The organism is Gluconobacter sp. P5E10, from assembly GCF_018812145.1.
Taxonomy (GTDB): domain Bacteria; phylum Pseudomonadota; class Alphaproteobacteria; order Acetobacterales; family Acetobacteraceae; genus Gluconobacter; species Gluconobacter cerinus.
This window is the reverse complement of the sequence record NZ_JACRVZ010000005.1, coordinates 321,157-333,002: the sequence shown is the minus strand read 5'-3', so window position 1 is coordinate 333,002 and position 11,846 is coordinate 321,157. Positions and strand designations below refer to the sequence as shown.

Here is an 11,846-nt window from a genome sequence, read left to right as displayed (position 1 = left end):
TAGGCTCAGGACCTATTAATTTATTGAACTGAGCGAGACGTTGTGATTCACAGGGTTACCGATGGAGGTGAGGCTGTGAGTGACATGTTTTTGCTGTCTGAGAGCCAGATGGAGCGGATTGAGCCATTTTTCCCTCTGGCACATGGAGTAGCACGCGTGGATGACCGGCGTGTTCTGAGCGGGATCGTTTATGTGATCCGCAACGGGCTTCAGTGGAAAGACGCCCCGAAAGCATATGGCCCGCACAAGACTTTGTATAATCGCTTCATCCGGTGGAGCCGCCTGGGTGTCTTTGACAGGATCTTTGTCGCCCTGACAGAACAGGCTGGCCGTTCAAAGCGCTTGATGATCGATGCAACACATCTCAAGGCGCACCGGACGGGATCAGGTTATCGCTCGCAGAACGCAATATCACTGCCTGTATTCCCCCGAAAAAGAACCGGAAATCAAAGCCACCTTACAACTGGCATCTGTATAAAAAGCGCCATCTGATCGAAAACATGTTCGCAAAGCTGAAAGACTGGCGACGCGTTGCAACCAGATACGATCGCTGCGCTCATACATTCATGTCTGCAATCCACATCGCAGCAAGCTTCATCTTCTATCTTAAAGAATGAGTCCTGAGCCTAAGCCTCGCTGCATTCGGTCTCTCCGCCTTCCACCCTACCCACATCCCCCGGAGAATCTGCTGCAGAAGGGTGCAGCTGTGACGAAGAGGGAGCCGACCTAAATTTCTGCCCATGGCGAGCCGTGATTTCCAGATCCTTAATAGCTGACAACATTTTGCGCGATTGTCCTTCTGGATCCCGAAACCAGTCGGTCGACCAGATCCTGTAGATGTTCCACCCCAGACCTTCGAGGATCTGCTGACGGAGAATGTCTCGATCGCGGGCGGAGCGGCCTGAGTGGTACGTCGCGCCGTCGCATTCGATGCCAAGAAGAAATGTGCCCGGGATCTCGGGGTGACGAATGGCGAGATCGATAAAAAAGCCCGCGACACCAACCTGTGGCACGACCGCATATCCGGCCTGACGAAGACGCTCACTGACGAAAATCTCGAAATCGCTGTCGGGCTCGCGCCCTGTCTCGAATCCTGTGTCCAGACGCCCTGTTGCCGCGAAGGTAAGATAGTCTCTAAAGACCTGGGTGCCCTTGAGGAGATTCGTGTCGGCGTTGATGTCAGTCGGCTTCAAAGAGGTATAGACGACCAGCTGATGACGAGCGCGTGTGAACAGGACGTTCAGCCGACGATGACCAGAGGCACGATTGATAGCGCCGAACCTTTGAAAAGGCTTCTTGCCCTCGGACGGTGGACCAAAGAGCGTCGAGACAAGTATTGTGTCGCGTTCGTCTCCCTGAATAGTCTCCAGGTTCTTCACGAAGAAGGGCTCAATCCGGGTCCCCCAGTTCTCCCGGGCGCAAAACTCGGCGACTACTGGATCTTGGGACTGCAGCAGTTCCATCTGTTCCATTATAAGGTCGCGCTGCTTGCTATTGATGGTCCCTATGCCCAGGCTGCGCTCGGGGAAATCGTGCATATGGCGGACAGCCGCAGCGCAGACGGCATCTGCCTCCTTAGGGTTAACGTTGCCCGAATAGATCCCGTCGACGTTGAGAAGCGAAACGCCGGCAGTGGCGCTCGCGTCTCCTGGTGATGGAAAAACAATCAATGCATCATCATAGAAACGGCGGTTGGAGAAGGCGATAAGGCTTTCATGACGGGACCTGTAATGCACGCGCAGGCGACGTGTTGGCTGATAGGTACTGCTGGCAAGATCCAGGATAGATTCCGCCTCAACAGTTCCTTCATCCTCGTCATCGTCGCCTATATCCTCTTTGGCCGCGCCGAAGAAATTAGTCGGTGGAAGCTGCATATGGTCCCCGACGACGACAATCTGTGCTGACCTAGCTATTGCTCCCATCGCATCTTCGGGCAGCATCTGCGACGCCTCATCGATAACCAGCAAATCGAAGGTTAGCCCCTCCGCCTTGAGGTATTGCGCCACCGAAATGGGCGACATCATGAAGCAGGGCTTGAGAGCCTGAATCGCGTCTCCCGCCTGGTCAAAAAGCTTGCGAAGAGGAATATGCCTCTTCTGCTTGTTCGTTTCATTCTGCAAAAGCGCATAATCCGTCCACTCGGACCTCCGTCCCGCACGATTGCCGGCGGGAGGCTCACGGCAGCTCAGCGCGTAGGCTAGCTTCTTTCTTGCTAAAACGGTCGCTTGGCGGTCCAGGTCGGCAAAACGCTGTCGACATTCCTCCTGCGACAGGCCGCTGAATTCTTCCAGCACGGGGTACGCCGAAAACGCGGCCTTCACCAGATTATGGTGGTAGGCCAGTTCGAACATCTCGACCATGGATAGTGTCGAAGACGTGTTCTCCCAGTAAACGAGAAGTTCTCCCAACCCTTCCACGACGAGAGCCTGGCGTTCGCGGTTGAATGCCACCCATTCGCCCATGTCATGGGCGGCATCACTGGCTTTCTTGAAACGTTTAGCGATGACTTGGGGGGAAAGCTTGTCGCTGGGTTCTCCGAAAAAATTTCTGTCATCGATGTCTAGGAGCTTGCGGGCGAAATTGGAATCTTCCTGCATCTTCAGGACCGCATCCAAAAAAGCTTCCGCGAGAGGCTTTACATGGTTGGCAAGCTGGTCCGGTGACGATCGAAAAACGTAGTCCGTCACTTCTTCCGGCAGTGACAATTTCGCGATGTCTTCCGCTACATCTATGGCTTGCTTTATGGCGGGGCTGTCCCTCAACGGCTGAATGATCCTTTCCCCTACAGCGGAGAGCAGCAGATCCGGCGGCATGACTTTCTTTAACCATTGGCTCGCGCACCGCAGATCCGAGACAATGGTGTGGATATCCGAAAGTCCGATGCTCTGACCAATCCCGCAGTCGCGCAGTTGATCGGCTGCGGCATGTACTTGGGACGCCCTGACCCTTATGGCGGTAGCCTCCTGCGGAGGACTAGAGATGCCATTAAGCTGGGATAGATGCTCAAGACTTCTTTCAAGGGGGACGCTTCGGAGGCTGACATATAGCCGCTCAAGAGCATCGGGGCCACCGGTGAGCAGTACATCTCTCAGGCGAGTTCCCCTTTCACCGAATTCGAGCATCTGACGCCTGACGGAGACCACCCATGCGAAGGGTGGTTCGACAAGCTCGAAATCCGTCTCGAAGCCCCGATAATTCGGTCCGATCAGAGTCTTGTAGTCACTGTTCGAGGCAAGACCAACAACCTTCTCCTTATGTGCGGCCAACACATCCAGTCCGGCGGCCATCTCGGTCCGAGACGCGGGTGAGGGGATCTTTCTCAGTCCCTGATAAATACGTGTCGCCTGTCTCACCGCCGAGTTCATGAATGCCATGAGGCCCGCCGCCCTCAGGGCCGTGGCCGCTTCTCTTAGGGTCGCGGCCTCTGGGATGGCGGCCATATGATAGGTCGCGGCCAAATCGTCGGCCTGTGCGCGAACTGCTTGGCAATCGCGTCTCACAGCATCAAAGGTCTGTTGCGCGTTACGTCCTGTCAGGCCGGGGCCAAGCCTGTCAATCCATGAGAGGTCGAGCGTATGAAGGCAGCCGGTAAAAGTGAGGAGTGCCCTTATGTCCTCGCGGGATACCGGATCCGTGTCACCAGCCGACTTGGAAATCAGGAGCGCAGTGTCAACGAGTTCATGGAGCCTTTCGCCATCCTTCATGAGCGCGTCGGCCCATTCCTGCATGCCGCCCACTGTCAGGCCGGGCGGAAAGCTGCGCCCCACAAGGCTTATGGCAGCGGCGATCCGGTCTGCCATCTTCTCATATTTCGTGGCGTCCGCGGCGCAGTCCCCTGTCGCTTCCTCGAATCCCCATGCGACGACCTTCTGAAGGCTGTCTGCGCATGTCTCACATTTATATAACCACTCCGTTGTTTCCTGTCGCAGATGGCGAGAACGAAGTGCACTGTAATAAGGAAAGGGCAGATCCAACGGGACGTTCAGATCGATAAGGGACTTGGCCCCGGTCATCAGTTGGGCGTGAAAAGTCTCCTTGTTGAAACCTATCGAAAGTAGTGCATTGGAAGCCTCGACCGTTCGTTCCGCACTCTCGGCCGCCATTTCTACCGCCCGGATAATTGACCCGAATTCGACGCTGGCTATGCCTGTATTCATCATGCCGAACCATGGATGAGCAGCAATATCTGGCCAGGCGGCCTTCATAGGTGTGGCCTGATACTCGAAGCGTCTCAATCTAGCGCGAGTATTCTCGACCGTGACTGTCGTCATGGCTTCGGCGTTGTGGATAATAACCTTTTCCAACCCGCATGAGACATTCCCCGCCTTGGTCCTTCTGCGTCGGTCGGACCAGAGGATGTCATGAACAGTCATCTGTGTCTGACCGAAAGGGCGATTCATGATTGACGCGTAGTCGTTGAGCGCAGATCGACGCCTATCGAGCTCTGCTTGACTGGTATCCAGGGCCCTCTGGTCTCTCCACGTCATATGGAGATCCATGCGTCTGGCCATATCCTCCATGACGATGGATTTCCTGCTCCTGCCAGAATGAAGATCCAGGCAGAAGTCACCAAGCCCCACTTCATCGAGCCTAGCTTTGACGACTTGGAGCGCTGCCTGCTTGTCAGCAATGAAAAGGATGCGTTTTCCAGCTGCCATGGCGGCAGCGATGATATTGGTGATGGTCTGCGACTTGCCCGTTCCAGGAGGCCCCTGGATAACCAGGTTTTTGCCACTCATGGCGTCATAGATAGCGCTATGCTGGCTGGCGTCCGCTTCTAGAGCAATAAAGGGCACCACGCCTCTAACCTCGCTCCCGTCGACATCATGCTCGGCGGCAAACCGCTGCGCGACCGGGCCGTCACCTTCATTTCCCCCGAGAATTTCCTTAATCAATGGTCTTTCTGCGAGCTCAGATGACCAAGCTTCCTCACTGAGATCATTGAACATGACTAGCCGAGCAAATGGAAACTGGGCCAGTGTCACATAGGGCCTTACACACCACCTTGGACGTGATGCACAAATGATTTCCGCGACTCTGTCGAAGTACTCCCAGATATCCGTTTCGTCAGTCAGGTCCGGCAATCGGAACCTGAACTGGTTGTATAATTTCTCGGATAGAGTCCTGTTGACCTGCGGAGATACATCGGCGGATGATAGGCTGTATTTGTAAACTCCATGAATAACCTTGCGCTCGAGGACAACTTGAAGGACCACAAGTGGAGTTGTGAATGCCTTGTCCGAGTATTCGGTTTCGTACCATTCCAAAGAACCAAGGGCGAGATGTAACGTGTTAATCCCGGTCTCTTCCTGATGGCCTCTTACGGTATCGTAAATCTTAGAAGCCGTTTTCTGAAAAGACTCAGGCCAGAGCAACGTCTGAAAGCTGACGCCAGACGCATCCCTGTTGGGGGCCCTGCACATCTCGTAGGAAACATCGATGCCCGACCGGATAGCATGTGCCTCTATGGCGGCGCGCGTGACCGCTGGCTTGCGCTTCTTCTTTTGTGCAGGACTCTGGCGACCACCTGTTGCTACTTTTCCAGCAGCGTCGTCCGTGTCCCCATCCCCACCCGTTTCTTCATGGGTGGCACCTTCGATGGCCAAAAATTCGTCGTCGAGATCCTCGAAAGCATCGGTCTGAATATCGTCCAGAGGCGGGAGGGCATACAGTGTCACATCCTGGCCCTCCATTAAAGCTTGGACGAGCGCATTGATGTCGATATCTACTGCTCTCAGATGAGTCCTGCTGCCGGTGTTCCTCGTATGATTGAACGATATAAGAGGGTTTGTCGCTGTCAGGTCCAAGAGGCGCGTCCGCAACGATGCTAAAAGGCCACGGGCAGCCTGGGTGCGAACATCATTCATCTATAGATCTTTCAATCAGACATCAGCGATAGGCACAGGTTCATTCTTCACCAAGCCCTGTTATTGTCCATAACAAAGCGACCAGGCAATAGAGTGATGTTTAAAATTGGAACGTCATGCCATCTGATCGAATTTGGCGGTCTTTTCACTCCTCACCGGCCATCACAGTCGCGCTGCGAAAAGTCACCGGGATGCGATTATATTTCGTTATCCCGGCCTAGGCTCCCCAATTTGACTTTAAATACTAGATTGACGGCTAATATATTATATCTCTCCGCAAGCCGCACTACACCTGTCGTCCGGACTGCAATTGCGCTCAAGTATCCGCGAAGCCGTCAAGAAAGTCGTTTACGTGAGTGTCTAGTTCGCTGGTCATGACTCCCAAAAGCTGACATTCTGCTTCCCTGAAGGGTTTCGGACGCCGAGAGGCGTACGAAAGTCTGGGAAGACCGAACCCGCGACACCGGGACTCAGTTATGGGGAATTTGCAACTGGCGCTACCCGGGGGAGAGCCTGAGCCTGAGCATACAGGTGCGTTTGTGGAACTGGAACGGGTTTTTGTGATCGGATCTGCATGACGCGATGACAGAACTTGCGGTGCAGGCGGCGATTTTCCCGGATTCTCCAGTGATGCGTACAGGAGCCCCGGTTTGCCGGGGCGGAGCCACTCCGGCATCGGGATCGGTCATGCTGTGGTCTCTGGGGGCTGTCATGGTGATCCCCCGGCCGGATCAGTCGCCCGTGGTGGCCCTCGGGGCTGGCACCATTGGGGAAGGATCTGGATGACGACCATCGGACCACCACAGCATGGGCACGGCGGTGGCGTGACCGGTTCGGCTTCCGGGACTTCTAGCGCGGGTGTGGATATGACCTTCAGCAGTTCCCGCACCCGGGCTAGGCTGGCCTTGCGGCTGGAACTGGCCAGCAGGCCATAATGGCGGATGCGATGAAATCCCCGTGGCAGGACATGCAGCATGAAGCGGCGGATGAACTCATCCGTGGTGAGTGTCATGACCTGCTGCTGGTGGGCCGTGTCCCGCCGGTAGTCCTTGTAGCGGAACGTCACACCGTTTTCGTTGAACGCCAGGAGGCGGCGGTTTGATATGGCGACGCGGTGGGTATAGCGCGACAGGTAGGCCAGTACCGCTTTGGGACCGGCAAAAGGGGGTTTAGCGTAGACGACCCAGCGCCTGTTGCGCACAGGCGCCAGATACTGCAGAAAGGCACGACGCTCTGCCAGGGAAGCAAGGTGTCCCCGGAAGACCAGCCGGTTGGCAGCAAAAAGTGCGCGCAGCCGGGTCAGGAACAGGCGGCGGAACAGTTTGCCCAGCACGCGAACGGGCAGCAGGAAGGCAGGGCGTGACAAGATCCAGCGCCGGCCATCGGGCGAGAGACCGCCACCCGGCACGATCATGTGCACGTGGGAATGGTGGGTCAGCGCCGAACCCCAGCTGTGCAGCACGGCGGTAATGCCGATGCGGGCACCCAGATGCCGGGGATCGGCGGCGATCGTCATCATCGTCTCCGAGGCGGCCTGGAACAGCAGGGCGTAGAGAACGGCCTTGTTCTGGAGCGCGATGTCGGCGATCCGCGCTGGCAGGGTGAAGACGACATGGAAATACCCGACCGGCAGCAGATCGGCCTCCCGCTCGGCCAGCCATGTCCGCGCGGCGTTCCCCTGACAGCGCGGACAATGACGGTTGCGGCAGCTGTTATAGGCGATCCGCCAGTGTCCACAGTCCCCGCAGGCCGCGACATGACCACCAAGGGCCGCGGTGCGACAATGTTCGATCGCCGACATGACCTTGAGCTGCTGCAGGGGGAGACGGCCGGCATGGGCTGACCGCCAGGCAGGGCCGGCAGCCCGGAAGATGTCCCCCAGTTCGAGGGAGGCAGACATGACCGCCCCCGCCCGGGGATCAGCCGTCGGGCCTCGCCTGCGTTGTCGCCAGCATACCCAGTCTGTCGAGCGGACTGATGACGGCCCGCACGGTCCGTGTCGCAACTTTTGTATAAAGGGCCGTGGTCTCCAGACGGGAATGACCCAGCAGAACCTGGATTACGCGGACATCGACACCATCCTCAAGCAGGTGCGTGGCAAAGCTGTGCCGCAGGGTATGAGGCCCCACACGTCTGGTGGTCGAAGCAGCCCGCGCGGCATCGACAACCACACGATGGAGCTGCCGTGTGCTGATGGGCCTATGGTGTCCTGGCCGGGAAAAAGCCAGCCACCGGAATGCATCACGCCCTGCTGGCGTCCGGCCTTCCACCACTCCCGCAGCAGGGGCAGAAGGTCTGCCGGAAGCATGGCGTTGCGATATCGTCCCCCTTTGCCCCGCTCGACCCTGAGCAGCATACGCTCGCTGTCGATATCGCTGATCTTGAGAGCGGCGACCTCGGCCACCCGCAGGCCTGCCCCATAGGCGACCGAAAGGGCGGCCTGATGCTTGAGGCATACGGTCGCGTTGAGCAGCCGGGCAACCTCATCGCGGCTCAGCACCACGGGCATGTTGCGGGGCTGCGCTACCCGGACCAGCCTGCGTGCAAGGTCGGGGCGGTCGAGCGTCTGGGTGAAGAAAAACCGCAGCGCCGGCACGATGGCATTCATGGTCGGTGTCGGCATGCCAGCCGCGTTCTGCGCAATCTGGAACTGGCGCACATCCTCGACTGTTGCCGTATGGGGTGAGCGGCCCAGAAACGTGGCGAAACGGCCGACATCGCGAAGGTAATTGCGCTGCGTCTCCCGGGAGAACCGCCGCACCGCCATGTCATCAAGCAGGCGCTGGCGAAGGGGACTGATTGCAGCAATGCACAGGGACTCTGTCATCATCCGGCTCCTTCTGGTGGGAAGAAGCCAGAGTGCTTGGCCCGATCAGGACAGTTCCAAATAAAACAGATCGCTCACGCCGTGGTGACAGACCTGCACACCGCACCAATCCCGCGTAGCGGGTTCGTTCTTCCCCCCCCATTGCTGTCGAAATAATAAAGGTGGGTATGGCCTTTCAGGGCAGAGTGACTTCTCTGCTGACTACTCGACCAACAGATGTGGGGATAACGGACATATTCGCCGCGTCTCATGCGGATATGGCATTGCAGCTTGCGGTGATTACGCGCCATATTCTCCGCATGGAGTGCAGAAAATATGGCGCGATACATTCATCAGCATGAAGACTGGCCGAATTTCCGGTGGGACAATGATGCCATCTCCCAAGAATTGGCCGCCGTGCGTCATCGGCAGGGACGCCTCCTGGGCCGTATGGAAAGTCTCGGCTTCGATTTCAGGTCAGAAGCCGTGCTTCAGACCCTGACGGACGATGTCATCAAGTCGAGCGAGATCGAGGGTGAAAACCTTGATCGTGAGCAGGTAAGGTCTTCCATTGCCCGGAGACTGGGTATGGATATTGGCGCGCTGGCATCGGTGGATCGGGATGTCGAAGGCGTCGTAGAGATGATGTTGGACGCAACCCGGTATTACGCTGAGCCTTTGACCGAAGAAAGGCTGTTCGCCTGGCATGCGGCTTTGTTTTCTACCGGGCGAAACGGCATGGCACGCATTCTGGTCGGAGAGTGGCGTGATGACAGAACGGGCCCCATGCAGGTCGTGTCAGGTTCCGTCGGACGGGAGAAGGTTCATTATGAGGCGCCGATAGCCAGCAGGTTGCCCGCGGAGATGCAGGCCTTTCTCGACTGGTGCAATAGAACGCAGACGCTGGACCCCGTGCTGAAGGCAGCCATTGCTCATCTGTGGTTTGTCACCATTCATCCGTTCGAGGACGGAAACGGGCGCATGGCCCGGGCCATCGGCGACCTTATGCTGGCGTGTTCGGAACAGACAGAGCAGCGTTTCTACAGCCTGTCGGCCCAGATCCGTCAGGAACGGAAGGATTACTACGCCATCCTTGAGGTCACCCAGAAGGGAGATATAGACATTACGCCTTGGCTGCACTGGTTTCTGGGCGCTCTGGATCGCGCCTTTGACCGTGCTGAGCTGGTCTTAGGAAAAGTCATCCAGAAGGCTAGGTTTTGGGACAATCTGGCCGGTCAATCGATCAATGATCGGCAGCGTCTCATGCTTAACCGTCTGCTCGACGGGTTTGAAGGTAAGCTGACCTCATCCAAATGGGCAAAGCTTGCAAAGACGTCCCCGGATACCGCCCTGCGAGATATTAATGATCTCGTATCACGCGATATTCTGGTTCGGGAGGCTGCGGGAGGAAGAAGCACCAGCTACAGGCTGGTTTTCCCTGAGGTGTGAACCGAAGATCCGCACTGGTGCCTTCCTGATCGCGGGAAAGGAGATCCATCGTCTCTATCACAGTAAGAGACTGGACGTAGGGCAGGGGCCGTCCGGGTCTTTCGGAGTAAGGGCGGTCAAGGACCAAACGAAAGTGAAGAAAAAAGCTTCAAATGTTTCAGTCGCTTAACTATGCTGCCAATCGTTCAACGAACCCGCTGACAAGCAGCAGTTTTCTTTGGTTGCAGGCCCCCGCAACCAGTGATTCAGTTTTAAACCCCCGCTATCTCATCGAGACAGCGGGGGTTTTGCGTTTTGCTCTACCGAACCACACCACAAATCACTCGAAGACCCGAACCACCAATCGGTTGAAGAATATAGCTACCTAGGGCAGAAAGATTGTGAGGAAAACAGGATGAATAATCTGATCATATTTTATGGCATCAAAGCCTGTGATTCTATGAAAAGAGCCCAGGTCTGGTTGACTGATCATGGTATTGATTACGCATTCCATGACTACAAGAAGAATGCGATCTCAAGGGCGGTTCTTGACGGTTGGGTCGGTCAGGTCGGTTGGGAGATATTGCTCAACAAGGCTGGCACGACGTTTCGCAAGCTGCCACCAGAGCAGAAGGAAGATATGACCCAGGAGAAAGCTATCAACTTGATGCTAGCTCAACCTTCCATGATCAAACGACCTGTTCTGGAACGTGAGGGCAAGATCGTGTGTGTAGGTTTCAAGGCTGCCGAGTACGAAGAGCTATTTGCAAGCTAAACTTCATGCTTACGGCATGAGGTTTAGCATCTTGATTTTGCGATGAAGCGTAGAGCGGCTGATGCCAAGCGTCCGAGCTGCTGCGCTGACATTGCCCTGCGTAGTGGCTAGGGCTGAGCGGATGACGTGGACCTCGGCTTTTCGGAAACTCAGCTCATCTTCTGAGTCCAGAAAGTTCATCAGAGCAGGCAGGTGCTCCAGCTCGCCTTCCGGCCAGTGCATGCGTTCCCGGCTCGCATGTGTGGCGCCTTGCACATGTCCATCAGTATTTAGCGCAACTAGCGGTGTTGAACTCGCTGTAGCCAGACCCAGCGTAATGATCGTCTCGTTGGGGAAAAATTCCCGGAACAGCCTTTCTTCGATCTTACGAGCCGTGGTCGTCATGGTCTCCATCAGCAAACCTGCAAATGGCAGGATATCGTTTCCCGCAAAGGAACAGATGTTCAGAACACCTGCCAGTTTTCCACTAGCATTATAAAGAGGGGCCGCAATGCCCGTCAGGCCCCGGAAGCATAGCCGCCAGTGCTGGCTTTGAAGCACCATGACAGGCTTCTTTTCCTGAAGGCATGTTCCGATGCTGTTTGTGCCGGCATTCGCTTCGTCCCAGAGTGCACCAGCCTGAAAACCCCACCGACGGCATCCTGTCAGGTCGTCACGGCTGGTCTGGCGTGACAGTACAACGCCATTTGCATCAGCCAGCATCACGGTAAAGCCGAGCGCCATCACCATCGTATGCAGGCGCTCCATTTCTGGCAGCGCATGCTGGATCAGGAGACGCGTGCGGTTGCTGATAAAACGCAACTCCGGCTGGCTCAGAAGACGTGTTTCCCACCGCTCTGCCGGATCAAGATTATAGCTGGTGGAGCACCGGATCCATGACTCGGACAGACCGGTTTGTGGCGTAATGCCGGTCATGAGTGTCTCTCGATTTTCAGATGTGTCTCAGAACTGCGACAGGTGGCGACGATGT

Annotated in this window: 5 protein-coding genes and 2 pseudogenes; 3 read left to right on the top strand and 4 right to left on the bottom strand. The window is 56.4% G+C overall.

All coding sequences use genetic code 11. The features are described from left to right. The first annotated feature begins 75 nt into the window (after positions 1–75). Positions 76–617, top strand: a pseudogene (locus KP707_RS12930) (transposase). 9 nt (positions 618–626) lie between these two features. Here the strand turns inward: KP707_RS12930 and KP707_RS12925 are convergent. From KP707_RS12925 to KP707_RS12915, 3 genes and pseudogenes are all read right to left on the bottom strand, one after another. Next, positions 627–5,807, bottom strand: a complete 5,181-nt coding sequence (locus KP707_RS12925) for a DUF4011 domain-containing protein (protein WP_215769420.1) — start codon at positions 5,805–5,807, stop codon at positions 627–629. A gap of 769 nt (positions 5,808–6,576) precedes the next feature. After that, positions 6,577–7,767 carry an IS91 family transposase gene (locus KP707_RS12920; protein ID WP_211506875.1) on the bottom strand — a complete coding sequence of 397 codons (1,191 nt, stop codon included), beginning with the start codon at positions 7,765–7,767 and terminating at the stop codon, positions 6,577–6,579. A 19-nt stretch (positions 7,768–7,786) separates the two neighbouring features. Next, a pseudogene (locus KP707_RS12915) lies at positions 7,787–8,634 on the bottom strand (tyrosine-type recombinase/integrase). Positions 8,635–9,009: 375 nt separating this feature from the next. Between KP707_RS12915 and KP707_RS12910 the strand changes: the two are divergent. Continuing rightward, positions 9,010–10,122 carry a Fic family protein gene (locus tag KP707_RS12910; RefSeq protein ID WP_211506874.1) on the top strand — a complete coding sequence of 371 codons (1,113 nt, stop codon included), beginning with the start codon at positions 9,010–9,012 and terminating at the stop codon, positions 10,120–10,122. Between the two features lie 394 nt (positions 10,123–10,516). After that, positions 10,517–10,876 carry an ArsC family reductase gene (locus KP707_RS12905; RefSeq protein ID WP_211503204.1) on the top strand — a complete coding sequence of 120 codons (360 nt, stop codon included), beginning with the start codon at positions 10,517–10,519 and terminating at the stop codon, positions 10,874–10,876. A 9-nt stretch (positions 10,877–10,885) separates the two neighbouring features. On the opposite strand, the gene KP707_RS12900 is transcribed toward KP707_RS12905, so the two are convergent. After that, positions 10,886–11,791, bottom strand: a complete 906-nt coding sequence (locus KP707_RS12900; protein WP_046900841.1) for a helix-turn-helix domain-containing protein — start codon at positions 11,789–11,791, stop codon at positions 10,886–10,888. Between the last annotated feature and the right edge of the window lie 55 nt (positions 11,792–11,846).

Excerpts from the sequence above, each read along its gene's own strand:
- KP707_RS12920 (WP_211506875.1), bottom strand. The coding sequence starts at position 7,767 with ATGTCTGCCTCCCTCGAACTGGGGGACATCTTCCGGGCTGCCGGCCCT.
- KP707_RS12910 (WP_211506874.1), top strand. The coding sequence starts at position 9,010 with ATGGCGCGATACATTCATCAGCATGAAGACTGGCCGAATTTCCGGTGG.
- KP707_RS12905 (WP_211503204.1), top strand. The coding sequence starts at position 10,517 with ATGAATAATCTGATCATATTTTATGGCATCAAAGCCTGTGATTCTATG.
- KP707_RS12900 (WP_046900841.1), bottom strand. The coding sequence starts at position 11,791 with ATGACCGGCATTACGCCACAAACCGGTCTGTCCGAGTCATGGATCCGG.